This window comes from Pseudomonas sp. MIL19, assembly GCF_028680365.1.
GTDB lineage: Bacteria > Pseudomonadota > Gammaproteobacteria > Pseudomonadales > Pseudomonadaceae > Aquipseudomonas > Aquipseudomonas spirodelae.
On the sequence record NZ_JAPPVG010000004.1, the window covers coordinates 49,931 to 71,983 of the forward strand.

A 22,053-nucleotide genomic window follows, 5' to 3' on the forward strand; every position below is an offset into this window, starting at 1 on the left:
GAGCGGCATGCGGGTTCTAGTTCTCGGTAGCGGTGTGATTGGTACAGCCAGTGCGTATTACCTGGCTCGTCAGGGCTTTGAAGTGGTGGTGGTCGATCGGCAGAACGCGCCGGCCATGGAAACCAGCTTCGCCAACGCCGGCCAGGTGTCCCCGGGTTACGCCTCGCCGTGGGCTGCGCCTGGCGTGCCGCTGAAAGCCATCAAGTGGTTGCTGCAGAAGCATGCGCCCCTGGCGATCAAAGCCACCACCGATATCGATCAATACCTGTGGATGGCGCAAATGCTGCGCAACTGCACCGCCAGCCGTTATGCGGTGAACAAGGAACGCATGGTGCGCCTGTCCGAGTACAGCCGCGACTGCCTTGACGAACTGCGTTTGGAAACCGGTATCGCTTATGAAGGCCGCAGCCTGGGCACCACTCAGCTGTTCCGCACCCAGGCGCAACTGGACAACGCCGCGAAAGATATCGCCGTACTCAAGCAATCAGGCGTGCCTTTCGAACTGCTCGACCGCGCCGGTATTGCCCGTGTTGAGCCGGCCTTGGCCGCTGTGACCGACAAGCTGGCGGGCGCCCTGCGCCTGCCGAATGACCAGACCGGCGACTGCCAGATGTTCACCACAAAACTTGCCGAGATGGCCAAGGCGCTGGGGGTGGAATTCCGTTTCGGTCAGGATATTCAGCGCATTGAGGCCGTGGGCGACCGGGTTAATGGCGTATGGATCGACGGCAAACTGGAAACTGCTGACCGTTACGTGTTGGCGCTCGGCAGCTTTAGCCCGCAACTGCTCAAACCGCTGGGGATCAAGGCGCCGGTGTACCCGCTCAAGGGCTACTCCTTGACGGTGCCGATCACCAACGCGGCCATGGCGCCGACTTCGACCATCCTCGATGAGACCTACAAAGTCGCCATCACCCGTTTCGACAACCGTATTCGTGTTGGCGGCATGGCGGAAATTGCCGGTTTCGACCTGAGCCTTAATCCACGTCGTCGTGAAACCCTGGAAATGATCACCGCCGATCTTTACCCACAAGGTGGCGATCTGACCCAGGCCGAATTCTGGACCGGTTTGCGGCCTGCCACCCCGGATGGCACGCCGATTATTGGGGCCACCCGCATGCGTAATTTGTTCCTCAACACCGGTCACGGCACACTGGGCTGGACCATGGCCTGCGGCTCCGGCCGCCTGCTTGCTGATCTGATGGCGAAAAAGCGTCCGCAGATCAGTGCCGAAGGTCTGGATATTTCCCGTTATAGCCGTTCCCAGGAGACTCACAAGCATGTCAGTACAGCGCCTGCTCACTGAAACCCGTCACAGCGAAATTGTTATCCATAACGGCACGGTCTATCTGGCCGGGCAATTGGCCGACGATTACAGCGGCGACATCGTGCAGCAAACCCGCGAAACCCTGGCCAGTACAGACCGTTTTTTGGCCGAGGCCGGCAGCGACAAGTCGAAAATCCTCTCCGTGACCATCTACTTAAAGGATATGGCGCGCGACTACGCGGGCTTCAATCAGGTCTGGGATGCTTGGGTGGCCCCTGGCGCTGCGCCAGCCAGGGCATGCGTGGAGGCGAACATGTACAAGCCTGAGGTGTTAGTCGAAATCACCGTGGTGGCAGCGCTATAGCGCCTGTTATCCGGGACCGCCTTACGGGCCATTGCGGCGCAACGCTAAAATGGCTCCCGCCATTTTTAAGACTGATACCTGCCGACAGCCGAGAACCCCATGCGCCCCGCCCGTGCCCTGATTGACTTGCAAGCCCTGCGTGATAACTACCAACTGGCCCGCGAGCTGAGCGGCGCGCGCGCGCTGGCGGTGATCAAGGCAGATGCCTATGGCCATGGCGCGGTGCGCTGTGCACAAGCACTGCAGGCGCAAGCGGATGGCTTTGCCGTAGCCTGTATCGAAGAGGCACTGCAGTTGAGCGAGGCCGGTATCGGCGGGCCGATCCTGTTGTTAGAGGGTTTTTTCGAGGCCGACGAGCTGCCGCTGATTGAACAACACGGGCTTTGGTGTGTGGTGCATTCGTGGTGGCAGCTTGAAGCGATTGAGCGCAGCACGCTCAGCACTCCGCTGACGGTCTGGTTGAAAATGGACAGCGGCATGCACCGAGTCGGCTTTCACCCGGCGGAGTACCAGGCGGCGTATCAACGTCTGTTGGCCAGTGGCAAGGTGGCGAAGGTCGTGTTGATGAGCCACTTTGCTCGCGCCGATGAGCTGGATTGTCCGCGCAGCGAGGAGCAACTGGCGGTGTTTCAGCAGGCGCGCGAAGGGATTGTGGCCGAAGTCAGCCTGCGCAACTCGCCGGCACTGTTGGGTTGGCCAAGCGTTCCCAGTGACTGGGTGCGCCCTGGCATCATGCTCTATGGCGCTACGCCGTTCGAGCAGGCGCAAGCTGTGGCGGCGCGCCTGCAACCGGTGATGACCCTGGAATCGAAGATCATCATCGTGCGCGAACTGCCGGCCGGCGAGCCGGTGGGCTATGGCGCGCGCTTTATCAGCGAGCGGCCGACTCGGGTCGGAGTGGTTGCTATGGGCTATGCCGATGGTTACCCGCGGCATGCGCCGACCGGTACGCCAGTGGCCGTGGACGGCCAGCTGACCCGGCTGATCGGCCGGGTGTCGATGGACATGCTCACCGTCGACCTCACCGACTTGCCGCAGGCTGGCCTGGGCAGTCGGGTCGAACTCTGGGGTAAACAGGTGCTGGCCAGCGACGTGGCGCTGCAGGCCGGCAGCATTCCCTACCAGCTGTTTTGTAACCTGCGGCGGGCGCCGCTGCTCTATCTCGGGGGCTGAGTATGTCGCTGTAGACGAGTTTGAACGCGAGTGTTGTAAATTCTGAACGCTATGCCATGATACGGCCACATTTCCGTATCTTCCCGAGGGGGACTCCAGCATTGGACGTCGGTGTTCGACTGCAATCCATTCGTAAACTCAAAGGCCTTTCCCAGCGTGAACTCGCCAAGCGGGCAGGCGTCACCAACAGCACCATTTCGATGATCGAGAAGAACAGCGTAAGCCCCTCGATCAGTTCGTTAAAAAAGGTGCTGGCGGGTATCCCGATGTCGCTGGTGGAGTTTTTCTCCCTGGACGCGGAGCAGGATGCTCAGATCCAGGTGGTCTATCGGGCTGCTGAGCTGACTGATATCTGCAGCGGTGCCATCACCATGAAGCTGGTGGGGAAGGCGCACCCGAGCCGGGCCATTTCCTTCCTCGATGAAACCTACCCTGCGGGCTCAGACACTGGCGACGAGATGTATGCCCACGAAGGTGAAGAGGCAGGCATGCTGGTCTCCGGCCAGTTGGAACTGACCGTCGGCAGTGAAGTGTTTATCCTCGAAGCCGGTGACAGTTACTACTTCGAGAGCAGTAAACCGCATCGCTTCCGTAATCCGTTCGAGCAGCCTGCGCGGTTGATCAGCGCGACTACGCCGGCCACCTTCTAAATAACCCTGCGGCAATCTGAGCGGTTTCAGCGCTCGCGGCTTGCCGTTATACTGCGTTCTGCTCGCGAAACCGTGGCCGCGAGCGTGACTAGCCACGAAGAGGGTGTACCGTGAACCTGATTAAAAAAATCCTGGTAGCCCCTGCTACCGTATTGGCCCTGTGGGCAGTGACTGCTCAGGCCACGACCGACGATGCCATTGCCGAGCGACTGAAGCCGGTTGGCCAAGTCTGCGTGATGGGTGAAGAGTGCAAGGGTGTGGGTGCTGTCGCTGTTGCCGCTGGCGGCGGTGCGCGTACTGCCGATGACATCATTGCTAAGCACTGCGGTGCCTGCCATACCCCAGGTATTCTAGGCGCGCCAAAAATTGGCGATACCGCTGCATGGAAAGAGCGTGCAGATGCACAGGGCGGCCTCGACGGCATCCTGGCCAAGGCGATTTCCGGCATCAACGCCATGCCGCCTAAAGGCACTTGCGCGGATTGCTCGGATGACGAGCTGCGTGGTGCAATCCAGAAGATGTCCGGCCTGTAATACGCCTGGCACTGCTGTAAAAAAGCCGCCTGATCAGGCGGCTTTTTTGTGCGTGCCATCCATGGCTGGTCATCCTGCAAGCCGTCGACTGCGACGACGAAAAGGACCCTCGGCCACTTTTGGGTGCGCAGTTGTTACTCGATAAAACTGACCTGGCCATCTTTGAGCGAGCCGATGCGGGCCAGTGACTCAATGCGATAACCTTTTTCGTCCAGTTCGGCGCGGCCGCGCTGGAACGACTTTTCAATCACCACGCCAATCCCGGCGATGCTGGCGCCCGCCTGACCGATCAGGTCGATCAAGGCGTGGGCTGCATGGCCGTTGGCGAGAAAGTCGTCGATCAGCAGTACGTGATCATCGGCGCTCAGGTGCTTGGCCGAGATCGCCAGGGTGCTTTCGGTCTGCTTGGTGAAGGAAAACACCTTGGAGGTGTACAGGTTGTCTGTGAGCGTCAGTGACTGGTACTTGCGGGCAAAAATCACTGGCACGCCCAGTTCCAAACCAGCCATAACCGCCGGGGCAATGCCGGAGGCTTCGATGGTGACAATCTTGGTGATACCAAGGCCGGCGAAGCGCTTGGCAAATTCGTGACCGATCTGTTGCATCAATGCCGGATCAATCTGGTGATTGAGAAAGGCATCGACCTTGAGTACGTGCTCCGAGAGCACGGTGCCTTCATCGCGAATCTTCTGTTTCAGCGCTTCCACGCGGTAACCCTCTTCAGTGATGTGGTGCCCGATGTGTCGAGCTGTATCGGTTGGCGTGAGCCGCGCCGTGGCGCCGCTCAGGCTAAAAATTGACAGGTCGGTTGGGCTTCGCGGTGCTGCGCGCCAACTGACCTGATGGTTTATTACTTGTTCAGCAGTGCGCGCATATTGGCCAACGCCGAGTTACCGGTAGCCGCTTTGACCTCCGGGGGTGCGTCTTCCAGGCCTTCCCAGACCAGGTCCTCGGGCGGCAGCTCATCGAGAAAACGGCTCGGTGAGCAGTCGATGATTTCGCCGTACTGCTTGCGCTTGGCAGCGAAGGTCATGGTCAGGTTACGCTTGGCGCGGGTGATGCCGACATAGGCCAGGCGACGTTCTTCTTCAACCGTATCGGCCTCAATGCTGGAGCGGTGCGGGAGGATTTCCTCTTCTACGCCGAGGATATACACCGACGGGTACTCCAGCCCCTTGGAGGCATGCAGGGTCATCATCTGCACGCCCTCGGCGCCGTCCTCTTCTTCCTGCTGGCGTTCGAGCATGTCGCGCAGCACCAGTTTGCCGATGGCGTCCTCGATGGTCATGTCACCGTCTTCGTCGCGCTCCAGGGTGTTCTTCAGCGCTTCGACGAGGAACCAGACGTTGCCCATCCGCGCGTCTGCGACCTTGTCGTTGGAGGCGTTCTGCCGTAGCCAGTTCTCGTAGTCGATATCCATGACCATGCTGCGAATCGCTGCAATGGGATCATTCTGAGCACACTCCTGGCGCACCCGGTCCATCCACTTGGTGAAACGTGCCAAGCGTTCGGTATAGCGCGCATCCAGGCTTTCGCCCAGGCCAATTTCACCGGCGGCGGCGTACATGCTGATTTTGCGCTCGGTGGCGTAGTTGCCGAGCTTTTCCAGGGTGGTGGAGCCGATTTCGCGGCGTGGCACGTTGATCACCCGCAGGAAGGCGTTGTCGTCATCCGGGTTGACCAGCAGGCGGAAGTAACTCATCAGGTCCTTCACTTCCTGGCGGGCGAAGAAGCTGGTGCCGCCCGAGAGGCGATAGGGGATTTGATGGTGCTGCAGTTTCAGCTCCATCAGCTTGGCCTGGTAGTTGCCGCGATAGAGGATGGCGTAGTCGCTGTAAGGGCGTTCGGTGCGCAGGTGTTCGGTGAGGATTTCCAGGGCGACCCGCTCGCATTCGGCGTCTTCGTTGCGGCAGCGGATCACACGGATCTCATCGCCCATGCCCATCTCGCTCCACAGCTGCTTTTCAAACTCATGCGGGTTGTTGGCGATGAGGATGTTGGCGCACTTGAGGATACGGCTGGTTGAGCGGTAGTTCTGCTCGAGCATCACCACCTTCAGCGAGGGGTAATCCTCTTTCAGCAGCATCAGGTTTTCCGGGCGCGCGCCGCGCCAGGCGTAGATCGACTGGTCGTCGTCGCCCACCACGGTGAACTGATTGCGCATGCCCACCAGCAGCTTTACCAGCAGGTATTGGCTGGCGTTGGTGTCCTGGTATTCATCGACCAGCAGGTAGCGAATGCGGTTTTGCCATTTTTCTAGAATGTCTGAGCGTTCCTGAAACAGCTTTACCGGCATCAAAATCAGGTCGTCGAAATCCACCGCGTTGTACGCCTTGAGCGTGCGTTGGTAGTGCAGGTAGACGATGGCCGCTGTTTGCTCTTTAGGGTTACGCGACTCGGCCAGGGCCTGTTCGGGCAGGACCAGGTCGTTTTTCCAGCTGCCGATGTAGTTCTTGATCTCATCGATGCCGTCGTCGCCGGCATATTCCTTTTGCATGATGTCCGACAGCAGCGCCTTGATATCGCCCTCGTCGAAAATCGAGAAACCCGGCTTGTAGCCCAGCGCCGCGTATTCCTTGCGGATGATGTTCATGCCCAGGTTGTGGAAGGTCGACACCGTTAGGCCACGCGCCTCAGGGCCTTTGAGCAGCGTGCCGACACGCTCCTTCATCTCGCGCGCCGCCTTGTTGGTAAAGGTCATGGCGACGATGTGGCGGGCCTGGATGCCGCAGTTCTGCACCAGGTGAGCAATCTTGCGGGTGATCACGCTGGTCTTGCCGGAGCCAGCACCGGCGAGCACCAAAAGAGGGCCGCCGACATAATTCACGGCTTCCTGCTGCCGGGGGTTCAGTCGGGACATCAAATCAATCGTCAGGGGAAATGGGCGGGCATTTTAACAGGCCTGAGGCTTTCTGCCGTGACCATCTGGAAGTGTGTTGCAGTGCACGTAATGGCCAACCGCCAGGCTTGGCTAATTTGTGCAATCCAGTACTCTGGTGCCACTTCTGGCACCTTGCCTGGCCGCAGGATGCGCCGCAGACACATGGATGTGCGTGATTAGACGTCGATTACGACGCATTCGAGCGTTATTGCTGCTCTTTATTTGTGCTGTGGGGGAAGTTGTTTGTCCGCGTTCGTCGAACCATTACGCCTACTCCTATTGGCGGAAACGCCCGCCTGGGCGCAGACCCTGCGCGAGCGCCTGAGTGCGCTGGGCAGTGGCTATGCGTTGATTACCGCGCCGTCCTGGGACGCGGCCAGCGCGCTGTTCGATAACCCCCATAACGCGTTGCTGCTGACCACCGCCGCCAACCTGCCGGCCACGGGCCACTGTGCCCTGCCGATTATCCTGCTGCTGGAGAGTGAACCCACAGCTGTGCCTGAGGATGTATGCGACTGGCTGGTGCACGACCAGCTCAGTGTCGAGGTGCTGCGCCGCTGCCTGCGCTATGGGCGCGAACGCGCTCGCCTTAACGCCGCTGTGCAGCGTCTGGCCGAACAGGATGCACTGACCGGGATTGCCAATCGTCAGGGCTTTCAGGCCCTGCTCGCCGCTCGCTTGAGTGAGCAAGGCGGGCAGGGGCTGACCCTCGGCCATCTCGATCTGGATAACTTCCGCCGCGCCAACGATGCGCTTGGCTATCAGGGCGGCGACAGTTTGATTCTGCAGGTGGTGGCGCGGATCAAGGCGCAGCTGCAAGACAGCGACCGGGTGGCGCGCCTGGGCAGTGATGAATTTGCCTTGTTGCTCGACAGTCGCCGCGACCCGCAGCGCGCCGAGCGCCTGGCCATGCAGTTGAGTGAAGCCCTTGGCGAGCCTTACTGGATCAATGGTGAAAGCCTGCTGATTGGTTGCAGCCTGGGGCTGGCCCATTCGCGTCCCGGCAGCAGTGCGGACACATTGATGTGGCATGCGCACATCGCCATGCAACAGACCAAAAGTCAGCAAGGCTGCAGCTTTTATTTATACGACGAGCGGGTCAACCGCAGTGCGCGCAACCAGGCCGACCTGGAAAGCGAGCTGCGCCGTGCTCTGCGTCGCGACGAATTGGAGCTGCATTACCAGCCGCGTTTGTGTTTGCAGAGTGGACGCATCGTCGGCCTAGAGGCGCTGGTGCGCTGGCAGCACAGCGAGCACGGCCTGTTGGCGCCTAACGAATTTATCCCGCTGGCCGAGGAAAGCGGGCTGATTGTGCCGCTCGGTTACTGGGTTATTTCGCGTGCCTTGCGTGACATGCAATGGCTGCTCGGGCGGGGTGTGCCGCCGCTGCACATGGCGATCAACCTATCGTTCCATCAGTTTCAGGACAGCCAGCTGCTGCCCACGCTTAGCCGGCTGATCGAAGAGCGTGGCGTCGACGCACAATGGTTGGAGTTCGAGCTGACGGAAACTGCCGTGATGCGCCGCAGTGATCAGGTGCGGCAGACCATGCTGGCCCTCGGGCGCCTCGGTGTGCGGTTTTCGCTCGACGATTTTGGCACCGGCTTCTCCTCCTTCGTGCACCTCAACAACCTGCCAATCACCTTGCTGAAAATCGATAAGAGTTTTGTCGGCGGCATGGATGAACGCGCAGAGAACCGTCAGCTGGTGCGGGCGATGATCAACCTGGCGCACAACCTTAATCTGCAGGTGGTCGGTGAAGGCGTGGAAAACGCCGAGCAGCTGGCGCTGTTGCGTGAGTACGGCTGTGATCAGGCGCAGGGGTATCTGATAAGTAAGGCCCTACCGCTCAGCGAGCTGGCGCGGTTTTTGGTGTTTGGCATGCGTCAGACGCTGCTGGGGATGAGCAACAGCTGAGCGACTCGCTGATGTAAAAAGGCCCGCACGTGCTGCGGGCCTTTTTGTTTTAAGGCTTTACTGCGCCGCCTTGGCCTGGCGTTGCGCCAGTTTCTGCTGGCGGTAGCTGATAGCGGCCGGTGGTACGGCGGTGACTTTGCCGGTTTCCAGCCAGCGCTTGAGCCGGTTGGCGTCGGCCATGTGGGTGTACTTGCCGAAGGCATCGAGCACCACAAACGCCACGGGGCGCTTATTCATCACGGTGTTCATCACCAGGCAGCGGCCGGCTTCACCGGTGTAGCCGGTCTTGCTCAGCTGCACGCTCCAACCCGGCTTGCGCACCAGGTTGTTGGTGTTGCGAAAGCCGAGGGTGTAGTTGGGTTTGCGGAACGCCTGGGTTTTTTCCGAGGTGGTGGTGAACTGGCGGATCAGCGGGTACTGGTTCGCGGCCTTGAGCATCAACACCAGATCGCGGGAGTTGGAGACGTTGTGCTCCGACAGCCCGGTCGGCTCGACGAAGTGCGAATGAGTCATGCCCAGCGCTTTGGCCTTGGCATTCATCGCCGCGACAAAGGCCGTGTGGCCACCTGGGTAGTGGTGCGCTAGGCTCGATGCGGCGCGGTTCTCCGAGGCCATCAGGGCCAGCAGCAACATGTCGCGGCGGCTCAGCTCGCTGCCAATGCGCACGCGGGAGAACACCCCGCGCATTTCCTGGGTGTCGCGAATCATGATCGGCAGTTGCTGATCCAGTGGCAGCTTGGCGTCGAGGGTGACCATGGCCGTCATCAGTTTGCTGACTGAGGCAATCGGCACCACGCTGTCGGCGTTACGCTCGTAGAGCACCTGATTGGTTTGCAGGTCGACCAGCAGGGCGCTGCCGGCGGCTAGGTCTTGCTGTTTTGGCGTGGCGGCCTGGGTATTCGATGCAACTACAACGCTGCTGCAGATCAGCAGCAGGCTTACGAGCGAATGGCGGATTTTCACGGCGGGCTTCACGGGCAGTTTGAGGGAGCGTAGCGCTGCCAAGTATACGGACATCCGTGCCGGCGCTTGAATGGCCGCCGCGTTAAATTGTCATCCGTGCGCGTTATAGTGCGCGCGCTTTTATGCGTGTGAGTTGCCCCATGTCGGAATTATCAGCCCCCATCCAGCCCCCTGCGGTCAGCCTGCGTGAAGCCTTCTGGTTTTGGTTGAAGCTCGGCCTGATCAGCTTCGGCGGGCCGGCTGGGCAGATCGCGATCATGCATCAGGAATTGGTCGAGAAGCGCCGCTGGTTGTCCGAGCGGCGTTTTCTGCATGCGCTGAATTACTGCATGTTGCTGCCGGGGCCGGAGGCGCAGCAGCTGGCCACCTATATCGGCTGGCTGCTGCACCGCACCTGGGGCGGTGTGATGGCTGGGGTGCTGTTCGTGCTGCCGTCGCTGTTTATCCTGATCGGCCTGTCGTGGCTGTATATCGCTTATGGCGATGTGCCGCTGGTGGCGGGGATTTTCTACGGGATCAAGCCGGCGGTCACCGCGATTGTCATGCAGGCGGCCTGGCGCATCGGCTCGCGGGCACTGCAGAACAACTGGCTGTGGGGGATTGCCGGGGCGTCCTTTGTTGCGATTTTTGCCTTCAACCTGCCGTTCCCGTTGATCGTGCTGGGCGCGGCGCTACTCGGCTACCTCGGTGGTCGTCTGCTGCCGCAGCAGTTCAGCCTGGGCGGTGGGCATGCGCCGCAAAACACCTCATACGGCCCAGCGCTGATCGATGACAACAGCCCGCCGGCTGCGCATACGCGCTTTCGTGCCTCGCGCCTGGCGCTGTTGTTGCTCAGTGGTGCGCTGCTCTGGCTGCTGCCGATGGTCCTGCTGACGGCGTTGTATGGCTGGGACGGTACGCTGACGCAGATGGCCTGGTTCTTTACCAAGGCGGCCTTGCTGACCTTCGGTGGTGCCTATGCAGTGCTGCCGTATGTCTACCAGGGCGCTATCGGCCATTACGGCTGGTTGACACCGACGCAGATGATCGACGGTCTGGCGCTGGGGGAAACCACGCCGGGGCCGCTGATTATGGTGGTGGCGTTCGTGGCCTTTGTCGGGGCGTATTTGCAGCCGGTATTCGGCGGTGATTCGGGCTTTGTCAGCGGCGCAGTGGCGGCGGCGCTGGTTACCTGGTTTACCTTTCTGCCGTCTTTTCTGTTCATCCTCGCCGGTGGGCCGTTGGTGGAGTCGACCCACGGTGAGCTGAAGTTCACCGCGCCACTGACCGCGATTACCGCGGCCGTGGTGGGGGTGATCCTTAATTTGGCGCTGTTCTTTGCCTACCACGTGCTGTGGCCGCAGGGCTTTGCCGGCGTTTTTGACTGGCCTTCGGCGCTGATCGCCTTGGCGGCGGCGCTGGCGCTGCTGCGCTTCAAACGTGGGGTGATGGAGGTGCTGCTGGTGTCGGCCCTGGCTGGGCTGGCGGTGTATCTGCTGCGGTGAGGTCGCACAGGCATGCACGACCCGTAGGGTGGGTTAGGCGCTTGTTGCGATTGGGGTTGTCTTGGGCTTTACGCTGCGCCGTAACCCACCATGGCTGCACGCCAGCTAACGCCTGGTGGGTTACGCGACGCATCTAGAGTCGCAGCGCCTGAGGGTGCGGAGCAGGGCGTCGCGAACCCACCCTACGCATCTGCACCCTTATGGCTCACATAAACCAGCGGTATTCGCGTGCGCTGACTTCCTGCATAAAGGCCAGATGATCCTGGCGTTTGTTCTCGCAATAAACCATCACAAACTCCTCGCCCAGTCCCTGATTGACCACCGGATGGTCGCGCATGGCGCTGACTGCTCCGAGCATATCCTGAGGAAAGTCGATGCCGCTTTGGCGGTTCTCGTTGAGCGGGGCAATCGGCTCCTGGCCGGCATCCAGGCCGTGTTCCATGCCGGTGAGAATCGCCGCCAGTACCAGATAAGGGTTGGCGTCGGCGCCGGCCAGGCGGTGTTCGATGCGCAGGTTCTTGCCGTCCGATTCGGGGATGCGGATGCACGCGTCGCGGTCCTCATAACCCCAGCTGGCGCGGCTGGCGGCGTTGACCATGGCGCCGTAGCGGCGGAAGGCATTGTGGTTGGCGGCGAAGATCGGCATGCAGTGCGGCAGCAGTTCCAGGCATCCGGCCACGGCGTGGCGCAGCGGGCGCTGCTCGTCGGCGGCTAGCAGGTTGTTGCCGGCAGCGTCATACAGGCTGACGTGCACATGCATGCCGCTGCCTGGCGCGTGCAGGTAGGGCTTGCTCATAAAGCTGGCACGCTGGCCGTGCTTGAGCGCCACGCCACGGGTACTGCGGCAGAACAAGGCGGCCCAGTCAGCGGCGCGCAGGCCGTCGTCACAGTGGCCGAAGTTGATCTCGAACTGGCCGGGGCCGAGTTCGGCGGTGATTACGTTGGCGTCCACGCCCTGTTCATTGGCGGCGTCGACGATCTCGTGCAGCACATCGCTAAAGCGCGACAGGCGCTCGATGTGCATGTTCGGCTGGTCGTCGGCATCGTCGCACAGCGGGTCGCGGGGGAACTGCGGCAGGCCGTCTTGCAGCTTGCGATCAAACAGGTAGAACTCCAGCTCAAACGCCACCACCGGACGAATGCCGCGTGCTTCGAGGCGCTTGAGCACACGGGCGAGTACTTCACGCGGCTCGAATTCGATCGGTGCTTGCGTGCCATCGGAGCTGATCAGCATTTGCCCCAGCGGCTGGCTTTCCCAGCGTACCGGCTTGAGGGTGCCGGGGATCAGTCGGCGCGGCGCATCCGGGTCGCCATCGTTGAAGCAGTAATCGCCAATCGGGTGCAGGCCGCCCTGTACGCCGAGCAGCACGCAGTTTTGCGGGATTTTCAGCGGGCTGCCGGCGGCAACCTTCTCCAGCATGTCTATGGGGTAACGCTTGCCGTAGAAATGCCCGGGAATATCCAGGCTGATCAGGTCGACATAACGCACGTCTGGGTGAGCGGCGCGGAAGGCGCGAACTTCGCTAAGCAGGTCGGGGAATGCGGTTGTTATTGTCATGGCGGTATCTGCGCGGGTCAGTTGAAGACCCAGAGCACTCTGGTGAGGGAATCGGTTAGGTTGGCGTAGCGGAACTGCGCATGCGGCGGTAGTTGGAAGCTGTCGTTGGGGCCGAGGGTGACCGGCTCGGCGTCGTCGCCGTACCAGATCGTCAGTTCGCCCTCTAGGACAAAGCCGCCTTGCTCGTCGCTGTCGTTGAGGTGGCCTTCGCCGCTGCTCGCCCCCGGTTGCAGGAAGCTTTCGAGCATGGAGAACCCGGCCGAGATGCTGGGGGAGGCCAGCACGTCGGTGATGCCGCCGGCGTAGTAGAGCGTGCGGCGCTCATCTGGACGGGTTACCCAGGGCACGGCGCGCGGCTTGCTCAGGCTATAGAAATAGGTGGTCGGCACGCCCAGGGTTTCGCTGATGGCGGTGAGGTCCGCCACGGTTGGGCGCGACAGGCCGCGCTCAACCTGCGACAAAAAACCTACTGAACGGTCGATGCGCGCGGCCAACTCACCGAGGGTGAGATTTTTATGCTTGCGCAGGTCGCGGATCAGGATCGCCAGACCTTCGACTTCTTCCTGCATGTCCATGGTCAACTTCCTTAAATGACATCGCGCAGGCGATACCAGGCCTTGCCGACGGCTTCGATCGGCGCCGCGAGTAGATCGCCGCCGGGAAAGCGCGGATTGCTCAGGCCTTGGTACAGCTCTAGCAGGTCGGCGTCACCAAGGATCGCATCGCTTACCGCGCGGGCGGCCGCCAAGGTCGGCAGGATGCCGTGGCCGGAGAAGCCTTGTAGCCAGTACTTCTGCCCACTGCGGCCGACATCCGGGGTACGGTGCATGGTGCAGTCGATATGCCCGCCCCAGCCGTAGTCGATCTGCACGCCGCGCAGTTGCGGGAATACCCGCTCCAGATACGGCCGTGTGGCCGCCGGCACATCCTTGGGGATGCCGCCGAGGTAGGTGCAGCCGCCGCCGAACAGCAGGCGGTTGTCTGGGGTGACGCGGAAGTAGTCCGGCACGAACTGGTTATCGATGGCGCAGGTGCCTCGCGGGAACAGCGAGCGGGCCAGTTCCGGGTCGAGCGGCGCGGTGGCCACTTGGTAGGAGCCCACCGGCAGCAGGCGTTTCGCCAGCGGCGGGTCGAGGCGGTCGATATAGGCGTTGCAGGCCAGTACCAGCAGGTCGCTGCGCACCTCGCCTGCTTCAGTGCGCGCCACATAACCTTCTGCGGTTTCGCGGTAGTCCAGCGCTTTGCTCTGCTCGAAAATCTGTCCGCCGGCTTTTTCGATGGCATCGGCCAGGCCCTGGGCCAGTTTCAGCGGGTTAAGGTGGGCGGCGCCGCTGTCGTGCAGGGCGGCCAGGTAGCGTGGGCTGGCGATCCACTCGGGGAGTTCGGCCTGAGGGATAAAGCGCAGTTGCGTGTAGGCGTACTTCTGCTCGGCCTCTTCCAGGCTCTCCTGCAGTTGGCGCACGCGGCGCGGCAACACGGCGGTGTAGATGGCGCCGGTGCGGTAATCGATATCGAAGTTGTGGCGCTCGGGTAGCTCGCGCATTTCCTCGGCGGCCCAGACCATGCTGTCCCACAAGCGGCGGGCGCGCTCCAGGCCCAGGGCCTTCTCGAAGGGCGGCATATCGCAGGACCACCCCGGCAGCGCCTGGCCGCCGTTACGCCCGGAGGCGGCCCAGGCCAGGCGGCTGGCTTCCAGGACGACGACCTTCTTGCCGGCCAGTGCCAGGCGTAACGCCGTGTGCAAGCCGCTGAAACCACCACCGATAATCAATACATCGCACTGCACCGCTTCCTGCAGGCGTGGGCGCAGCGGGATCGAGCCGGGGTAGGTGGCGGCATAGTAAGTGCCGATATGCTGGGCGGATTGCTTGAACATGGCGCGCCTCATGAAATTTTATTTAAATAATTTCATGAAAACTTACGCTATAAATTTCACAAAACCAAGCTTGAGTGGCGTTCAGTGCTCTTCCAATGAAAAAGGCCGCCCCTAAAAAGGGGCGGCCTTCGTGTATTTCGCGGATAGCGAAACCCGCTGTTACTTGGGCAGCACCACCGAGTCGATGACGTGAATCACGCCGTTGCTGGTCTCGATGTCTGCCGCGACGACCGAAGCACCATCGACGCTGACGCCATTGCTGGTATCCAGCATCAGTTCACCGCCTTGTACAGTTTTTAGCGCGGACTTACCGGTCAGGTCAGCCGCCATCAGCTTGCCCGGGACGACGTGGTAAGTGAGCACGGCCGTGAGCTTTTCCTTGTCGGCCAGCAAGGCGTCGAGGTCAGCCTTGGGGATTTTGGCGAATGCCGCATCATTGGGTGCGAAGACGGTGAACGGCCCCTCGCCTTTGAGGGTTTCAACCAGGCCGGCGGCGGTCACGGCGGTGACCAGCGTGTTGAACTGGCCGGCGGCGACAGCGGTGTCGACGATATCTTTCTTATCGCCGTGCATGTCGGCAAAGGCCGGCATTGCCGCAACGGTCAGGGTGGCCGTGGCCAGCATCAGCGTGCGCTTAAGGCGTTGGGTGGTCGAGCTGAGTTGAGCAAACATAAAAATCTCCTGATACAGGGTTATTTGTTTTGCACAACGTTTGTACAACAATTCCGCGCTGAGTTCCGGCTTTGACATGATTTGTAAAGCTTGATTGGCGCGCGCAGATGCCGGCAAACAGCTTGCCGGCAGTCTTAGACGGTTGCGGGTTTGTACTCGGTAGGCCGTTGGCGATAGGCCTAACGCACCTGATTACGCCCGCCATGTTTGGCGGCGTAAAGCGCTTGGTCGGCCTTTTCCAGCAGTTCGCTGGCACTCACGGGTGCCGCTTCGGTGGAGGCGATTCCGGCACTCAGGGTGACCGAGAATTCACTGCCGGCGGCGATAAATTTCAACTCGGCGAAGCGCTGGCGAATTTCATCGAGCACGCGCAGGGCTTGCTCGGCCGTGCAGTCAGGCAGCACCACGAGAAACTCCTCGCCGCCATAGCGGCCCAGGCTGTCGATGCGGCGTAGGCGTTGGCGCAGCAGGTTGGCTAGGGCGCGGATGACGTTGTCGCCGGCGGCATGGCCGTGGCTGTCGTTAACCTTTTTGAAGAAGTCGATATCCAGCATGGCCACGCTGGCCGGTTTGCCGCTGCGCTGTGTGCGCTCCAGCTCGACCGCCGCTTGCTCTTTGATGTCGGCGTGTTTGAGCAAACCGGTCAGGCTGTCGCGCGACAGGGCGTTGCTCAGCAGCCGTGCGCGTTGTGCGCGGGAGAATACGGCAGCGACCAGGGCGTTATCGGAAATGGGCTTGGTGACGAAGTCATCGCCGGCTTTGATCAGGGCATTCATCTGCCGGTTGATATCGGTTTCCGCCGACAGGTAGATGATCGGTACGCGTAGCCAGTCGTCATACATGCGGATGATCTGCGCCAGCTCGGGGCCGGTGCAGTTGGGCATGTTGACGTCCAGCAGGATCACTTCAGGGTTGAAGTTGCGCATATGGGTGAAGATTTCCGCGGGGTCATGCTGCATCTCCACCAGCATGTTGGCGCCACGCAGAATCAGGCTGAAGCGGCTGGCCAGCTCGCGGTCATCGTCGATGATCAGCACCCGGTAGGGTTCGCCTTGCTGCTGGGCGAAGCAGCGCTCCAGGCGATTTTCCAGCTGCGGGATGTCCACCGGTTTGGTGAAAAAGCCCATGGCACCGACGCGGACGGCCTCCAAGTGGGTGGCAAAGTCGTCTTGGGTGGTGGTTACCAGCAGGGGGAGCGGCTCGTCCAGGCGCTCTTGCAGGCTGGCAGCGTATGCCAGGCCAGTGAGGTTTTCGTCAGGCAGGTTAACGTCGAGGATCAGGGCGTCCGGGCGTTGCTGTTGCAAGGCATGATCGAGTTCGGCAATGCGGGTGAAGTGTTCGGCCTGGTAACCAAAGTTATTCAGGGTCAGGCGCATCGTTTCGCCGACAGCGTATTGATCTTCGAGGATGTAGATGCGCCGCTCACTCTGTGCTGATTTGCTCGGTGATGCGGTGGCGGGTGCGGGGCTTGGCTCCGGTTCAGGCTGGTACACCTGGCCGGCCAGTTGCTGCAGACTCTGGCTGAAGTCCTGCAGGCTCTGTTGCTCTTGTTGCAGGGTGGTCAGCCATTGCTCGGCCTCCTGCTCCAGCTCGCGGGCGCGTTGGCCAAGGCGGCTGAAACCGAAGGTGCCAGCGGATCCGGCGAGCTTGTGCAGTTGCTCACGTATGGTCTGCAGGCAGTGCAGCTGTTCGTGCGGGTCAGCGGTGTTTAACAGGTGCTCGGCGTCCTGCCCCAGTGCGGGCAAGTCTTCCTGCAGGCGCAAGGCGAAGGTCTCACTGAGTCGCTGCAGGTGTTGCTGTAGTTCTTGCGCCGGCGTTTTGATTTTACTCATGGGCCCGATTCCAGATAGTGCGCACCTGCGACGCCAGTTGCATGGGGTCGAAGGGTTTGATGATTACGTCACGGGCGCCAAGGCTGCAGTAATAGGCGATCTCTGCCGGCTGTACTTTGGCCGTCATAAAGGCCACGGGCACCCGGTTGATATCGATCAGCTGGGCGATTTGCGCCAGGGTTTGTGGGCCGTCCATGCCCGGCATCATTACGTCCAGCAGGATAAAGTCCGGCGCAAAGCCTTGCAGTTGGTCCAGGGCGTCCTGGCCGGAGGCGCAGCTGAGCACCTGAAAACCGCCTACGACCTCCAGGGCCAGCTTGGTCACTGCCTGGATCGAGGGGTCGTCTTCCACATGCAGGATGCGTCGTAGGTTAGGCATGCGGGGCGTCCTCGGGGCGGGGCGGTAAGTCGAGCGTGGTTGCCAGTGGCAGAGTAGTCAGTTCAAACCAGAAAGTCGCGCCATGACCGGGGCTTGAGTCGAAGCCAATCTGCCCGCCCATGCGCTCGATGATTTCCTTGCTGATCGCCAGGCCCAGGCCCGTGCCGCCTTTTTGCCGAGTGTCGGTGGCGTCGGCTTGGGAGAATTTGCTGAAGATCCGCGCCTGGAAGTTCTCCGGCACACCGGGGCCATGGTCGGTCACGCTGATGCGCACACGGTCGTCGTGTTGCTGCACGCGCACCTCCACTGTCTGCCCTTCGGGCGAGAACTTGGCCGCGTTCGATAGCAGGTTGGCCAGCACCTGGGCCAGGCGCAATGTGTCGACCTTTACCCGGGCCTGAGTGGCTGGGCCAAGGAGCTGCAGCTGCACGTGGTAATGGTTGGCGTACGGCTGGTTTTCTTTGATAGCTTGGTCAAGCAGGGGTTGCAAGGCGGCATCGTGCAGCTCGAAGAGCATCTTGCCGGCGACCAGTTTTTCCATGTCGAGCAGGTCATTGATTAGCAGGTTGAGGCGCTGGCTGTTGTCCTGGGCGATCTGCAGCATCTGCTGCATGCTGGCGGGCACTGCGCCTAGGGCGCCGCCGTTAACCAGGCCAAGGGAACCGGCGATGGCCGTCAGTGGGGTGCGCAGCTCATGGCTGACGGTGGAGACGAACTCGTCTTTCATCCGCTCAATGCGTTTGCGTTCTTCGATATCGCGGATCACCGCAATAAAGCGCCGTTCGCCCTGGTGGCTGATCTGCGAGACGGCCAGCTCGATGGTGAAGGTTTCGCCGTTTTTACGCCTGGCAGTGAGCTCGATGTCCCTGCCAAGCATCTGCTGGATGCCGGTTTTCAGGAAATGGCTGAGGTAGCGGGCGCGCATTGAGCGTTGCGGTTCAGGCAGCAGCAGGGTGGCGCGGTGCCCGGAGACTTCCAGGTGGCTGTAGCCGAAGATGCGTTCGGCGGCATGGTTGAAGGTTTCGATATAGCCCTGCTGGTCGATGGTGATGATGGCATCGAGCACGTTGTCGAGCAGGGTGCTCAGGTAATCCTCGCGTTCGCGGATGGCCATTTCGCTGGCGATACGTTCACTGAAGTCCTGAATCTGCGAGACGAAGTGCACGGGGTGGTTATTGCTGTCGCGTACCAGGGCCACGCTGAGCAACACCCAGATGATCCGGCCCTGGCTGTCCAGGTAGCGCTTCTCCATCTGATAGCTGTTGATCTCCCCGGCGACGAGCTCCTCGATATTGTGCAGGTCGGCATCCAGGTCATCAGGGTGGGTGATCTGCTGAAAGTCGCAGCACAGCAGCTGTTCGCGGCTATAGCCGAGCATCTCGCAGAGCTGATCGTTAACCTCCAGCCACTGACCTTGCAGGGACACCAGCGCCATCCCCTGGGGGGCGAGGCTGAAGGCGTTGCTGAAGCGTTGTTGGCTGACCCGCAGTTGGTCTTCCACCGCCTTGCGGTCGCTGAGATCCCAGATAAACCCGGAGATCCACTGCAGTTTGCCGTCGCTGTCGTATTCGCCACGACCCTTCTCGCGGACCCAGACACTGTGGCCGTTGGCGTGTTGCAGGCGGTAGGTCAGCTCGAAGGATTCCTGGTGCTCGATGGCGGTCACGGCCTGGTAGGTGATGGCCAGGTCATCGGGGTGTATCACGCTGGAGAAACTGCGTACGCGGTTGTTGATAAAGTCGCTGGCCGGATAGCCGCTGAGGGCCAGGATCTCCTCGCTCAGGTAGCTCATGCTCCAGTCGGCATCGTTGCGGCAGCGATAGACGGCACCTGGCAGGTTGGCCACCAGACCGCGAAAGCGGCTCTCGCTCTTTTGCAGGGCGCGGGTGGTTTGCTGTAGGTCGTTGATGTCGCTGGCGATACCCAGGTAGCCGTTGATGGCGCCATGGCTGTCACGCATGGCGCTGACGGTGAGGTTGATGGTGCGCGGTTCGCCGTTCTTGCACACATAGGTCCACTGGCGGGTTTCTGGCTCGCCCTTGGCGGGTATCCAGGTGAATACGGCCCAACCGCTAATCTCGTGGCCTTCCTCGCGGCTGAGCTCAGCGCCGCGGGCCTGGATTTCATCGGCCCGGTGGAACAGTGCCGGGCTGTGTTGACCAATCACTTCCGCGCTGCGGTAGCCCAGCAAACGCTCGGCCCCGGAGTTGAATAGGGTGATCAAACCATCGGTGTCACTGGTGATGATCGACACTCCGGTCGCGGAGTCGAGTACGGCCTGCAGAAAGCGCCGCGCCTCAAGGGTTTGTTCTTCGTGCTGCAGGCGCTCCAAGGTGGCGCCGACCCAGCGGGCGAACAGCCGCAGGAATTCTTCATCGGCCTCATCGAAGGCGCTCGGGCGTGCCTCGCTGGAGGCATAGCACAGGGTGCCGAAACGCCGGCCGGCGACCCAGATGCTGGTGCCGATATAGCTTTCCAGGGCAAACAGCGGGTAGCAGGGGTGCGCAGCATGGTCACTCTCGGCCATGTGCGCAATGGCGAGTACATCGTTGCCGCGTAGGGCGATGCTGCAGTAGGTGTCACCCAGGGCAAAGCACTGGTCGTCCTGCAGGCTGTCGGGCGGTGATACCTGGACCATCACCCGGTAATTCTGCGCCTCGATCTGGCTGATGATGCCGATCGGCATGCCATAGAATTGGGCGCCCAGTTGCAGGGCCTGACGTAGCTGTTCTTTCGTGCTCAGTTTAGGCAGCGCGGCGATTTCGTTGAGCGCGCGCAGGGCCGCCTGTTGGCGCTGCATACGTTGTTGGGTGAGCTCCCGCTGGCTGTCGCGGCGCAGCGCGTCAAACACCTGGCCCAGGGTGGTCAGCAGCGGTTGTAGCTGGGTGAAGAAGTCGGCGCTGTAACCGCCCTCGCGGTTGGCCAGGCCGAGCATGCCGAGCAACTCGCCGTTGGCGTGAATCGGCAGGCCGGCAAACGCCAGCAATGGCGGGTGCCCCGGAGGTAAGCCCGCGCTCTTGGGGTGGTTGGCGGGGTCATTGGTGATCAGCGGCTGGCCGCTGCAAATCACCTGGCCAAACAGGCTGTCGAGGTTGCGAAACTCCAGCCCCTGCGGCGCGTGGGCGTCATAAAAGGCGCGGGTGTCTGCGTCCCAGGCGATATTGCTGATGGCGAAGGTGCGCAGAAAACGCGCGCCGCGATCGTCGAGGAGAATTTCACCGACAAAGCCGAACTGGCTGGCGCTGACCTCGAGTGTGCGCACTAGCAGGTTGTCGAACGCTTCGCGCTGGTTGTCTGCGTTGATGTAAGCCGCTTGCGCCTCAGCGATTAGCGCCAGCAGTTGGCGTGATTCTTCTGTTTGCTGATTTTGCTCTTGTAAGTCGGCGTTGTGCCGGCGTATCACCTTCAGGCTGCTGTGCCGGGTGGCTTGCAGCAGCAATAGCAGCAGCGCTTCGGCGGCGAGCCAGGCCAGCAGCCATTTACCCACCAGCCAACGCTTGTCGCTTTGGTGCTGGCTGTGCAGGGGGCTGATATCACGCCAGGTCAGGGCCCGCATTGGGCTATCGATACCGCCCGCGCCGGGCGGGTAGCCACTCAAGCTGACCTGGTTGAGCAGGTAGGTGCGGCCTTGGTCGTCCAGTAACTTAAAGGTATCGCCGGCCTCGGGCGCCGGCAGGCGTTGCTGCGCTTGCCAGTGCTGCACCTGAACCTGGGAGAAGCCTGCCAGATGCCAGTAATCAGCCGCTGTAGAGAGGGCGTGCAGCCGCTCATTGCTGCCTGACGCGCGCAGCGGACGTTTGAGCAGCAGGGCAACCCCGGCATCCAGTTCGTGGTCCAGCTGTTGCAAGTTCTTCAGCACGTCGAGGCTGACTTCCAGCGCGCCGACGTTGGTCGGCCCCTCAAGGCTGTCTACGCGCAGCGGCACGATGGCGCGCATGCTCAGGCTTTGCTCATTACTCACCAAGCCGGCGGTCGTGGCGGATTGGCGCAGGCTGTCGAGCAGCATGGGCCGCTGCGTTGCGGGGCGGTCGCCAAACCATTGCGGCTTGTGCACCCGCAGCAGCACCTCGGCGGCCGGGGCCAGATGCACGTATAGGCTAAACGCGCGTGTGCCCTGCAGGCTGCGCCAGCGTGGAGCAAGGCGGGTATAGAGCTGGTTGCGAATGGCGTTAAGGCTCTGTATGTCGGGCTGCTCACGGCTTTGCAGTGCATAAGCCTGGCGCACCAGTTCGACCAGCCAGGCGTCGGCGGCGATGGTCTCGGCGAGCAATTGCGCCTGTTGCTGCAGCTCTTGCTGGCTGTTGCGCAGGGTCAGGCTTTGCAGCTCATGCTGCTTGGCAATTTGCAGGGTCCAGAGGGTTTGCTGCTGGTTTAACGCAAGGCCGCCCAGCACGCTGAAAAAGATCGCCAAACCGAGGCTGCCGAGGCCGACAACCCAGTTGATTGCGCTGGGTTTGCTCTGCTTATCCATTTATCAGCACCCTTGCGCGCTTACGCCTTAATA

General features: G+C 61.5%; 17 protein-coding genes. 7 read left to right on the top strand and 10 right to left on the bottom strand.

Going from position 1 to position 22,053, the window contains the following annotated elements; genetic code table 11:
- The first annotated feature begins 7 nt into the window (after positions 1 to 7).
- The 5 genes from dadA to N1078_RS04720 all read left to right on the top strand — a co-directional run bounded on the left by dadA (position 8) and on the right by N1078_RS04720 (position 3,987).
- Complete coding sequence (gene dadA, locus N1078_RS04700) at positions 8 to 1,306, top strand: D-amino acid dehydrogenase (RefSeq protein WP_274087043.1); 1,299 nt, start codon at positions 8 to 10, stop codon at positions 1,304 to 1,306.
- Positions 1,281 to 1,631, top strand: a complete 351-nt coding sequence (locus N1078_RS04705) for a RidA family protein (RefSeq protein WP_274087044.1) — start codon at positions 1,281 to 1,283, stop codon at positions 1,629 to 1,631. Before dadA ends, N1078_RS04705 begins: the two co-directional genes overlap by 26 nt.
- A 99-nt stretch (positions 1,632 to 1,730) precedes the next feature.
- Complete coding sequence (gene alr, locus N1078_RS04710) at positions 1,731 to 2,804, top strand: alanine racemase (protein WP_274087045.1); 1,074 nt, start codon at positions 1,731 to 1,733, stop codon at positions 2,802 to 2,804.
- A 101-nt stretch (positions 2,805 to 2,905) separates the two neighbouring features.
- Complete coding sequence (locus N1078_RS04715) at positions 2,906 to 3,454, top strand: cupin domain-containing protein (RefSeq protein ID WP_274087046.1); 549 nt, start codon at positions 2,906 to 2,908, stop codon at positions 3,452 to 3,454.
- Between the two features lie 110 nt (positions 3,455 to 3,564).
- Positions 3,565 to 3,987, top strand: coding sequence for a c-type cytochrome (locus tag N1078_RS04720; protein ID WP_274087047.1), 423 nt, complete (start codon positions 3,565 to 3,567; stop codon positions 3,985 to 3,987).
- A gap of 134 nt (positions 3,988 to 4,121) precedes the next feature.
- Here the strand turns inward: N1078_RS04720 and N1078_RS04725 are convergent, their stop codons facing one another.
- Positions 4,122 to 4,694, bottom strand: coding sequence for a xanthine phosphoribosyltransferase (locus tag N1078_RS04725; RefSeq protein ID WP_274087048.1), 573 nt, complete (start codon positions 4,692 to 4,694; stop codon positions 4,122 to 4,124).
- 143 nt (positions 4,695 to 4,837) lie between these two features.
- On the bottom strand, positions 4,838 to 6,847 hold the full coding sequence (gene rep / locus N1078_RS04730) for a DNA helicase Rep (RefSeq protein WP_274087049.1): 2,010 nt from the start codon (positions 6,845 to 6,847) through the stop codon (positions 4,838 to 4,840).
- Positions 6,848 to 7,111: 264 nt separating this feature from the next.
- On the opposite strand from rep, the gene N1078_RS04735 reads away from it, so the two are divergent.
- Complete coding sequence (locus tag N1078_RS04735) at positions 7,112 to 8,785, top strand: putative bifunctional diguanylate cyclase/phosphodiesterase (RefSeq protein ID WP_274087050.1); 1,674 nt, start codon at positions 7,112 to 7,114, stop codon at positions 8,783 to 8,785.
- Between the two features lie 57 nt (positions 8,786 to 8,842).
- Here the strand turns inward: N1078_RS04735 and pbpG are convergent, their stop codons facing one another.
- Positions 8,843 to 9,748 (bottom strand): D-alanyl-D-alanine endopeptidase, encoded by a 906-nt coding sequence (gene pbpG / locus N1078_RS04740; protein ID WP_274087170.1) that lies wholly within the window; start codon positions 9,746 to 9,748, stop codon positions 8,843 to 8,845.
- 140 nt (positions 9,749 to 9,888) lie between these two features.
- Between pbpG and chrA the strand changes: the two genes are divergently transcribed.
- The gene (gene chrA, locus N1078_RS04745; RefSeq protein WP_274087051.1) at positions 9,889 to 11,232 is read left to right on the top strand and encodes a chromate efflux transporter; all 1,344 of its coding nucleotides are present in this window, start codon (positions 9,889 to 9,891) and stop codon (positions 11,230 to 11,232) included.
- Between the two features lie 205 nt (positions 11,233 to 11,437).
- On the opposite strand, the gene N1078_RS04750 is transcribed toward chrA, so the two are convergent.
- The 7 genes from N1078_RS04750 to N1078_RS04780 form a co-directional block, all read right to left on the bottom strand.
- A complete protein-coding gene (locus N1078_RS04750; RefSeq protein ID WP_274087171.1) occupies positions 11,438 to 12,784 on the bottom strand; it encodes a glutamine synthetase family protein in 1,347 nt (448 codons plus the stop codon).
- 23 nt (positions 12,785 to 12,807) lie between these two features.
- Positions 12,808 to 13,365 (bottom strand): helix-turn-helix domain-containing protein, encoded by a 558-nt coding sequence (locus N1078_RS04755; RefSeq protein WP_274087052.1) that lies wholly within the window; start codon positions 13,363 to 13,365, stop codon positions 12,808 to 12,810.
- A gap of 11 nt (positions 13,366 to 13,376) precedes the next feature.
- The gene (locus N1078_RS04760; protein WP_274087053.1) at positions 13,377 to 14,666 is read right to left on the bottom strand and encodes an NAD(P)/FAD-dependent oxidoreductase; all 1,290 of its coding nucleotides are present in this window, start codon (positions 14,664 to 14,666) and stop codon (positions 13,377 to 13,379) included.
- Between the two features lie 159 nt (positions 14,667 to 14,825).
- Positions 14,826 to 15,338, bottom strand: coding sequence for a fasciclin domain-containing protein (locus N1078_RS04765; protein ID WP_274087054.1), 513 nt, complete (start codon positions 15,336 to 15,338; stop codon positions 14,826 to 14,828).
- 179 nt (positions 15,339 to 15,517) lie between these two features.
- A complete protein-coding gene (locus tag N1078_RS04770) occupies positions 15,518 to 17,170 on the bottom strand; it encodes a diguanylate cyclase (RefSeq protein ID WP_274087055.1) in 1,653 nt (550 codons plus the stop codon).
- Positions 17,163 to 17,549, bottom strand: coding sequence for a response regulator (locus N1078_RS04775; protein WP_274087056.1), 387 nt, complete (start codon positions 17,547 to 17,549; stop codon positions 17,163 to 17,165). The genes N1078_RS04770 and N1078_RS04775 overlap by 8 nt, the downstream gene beginning before the upstream one ends.
- Positions 17,542 to 22,020 (bottom strand): PAS domain S-box protein, encoded by a 4,479-nt coding sequence (locus N1078_RS04780; protein ID WP_274087057.1) that lies wholly within the window; start codon positions 22,018 to 22,020, stop codon positions 17,542 to 17,544. The genes N1078_RS04775 and N1078_RS04780 overlap by 8 nt, the downstream gene beginning before the upstream one ends.
- Positions 22,021 to 22,053: the final 33 nt, after the last annotated feature.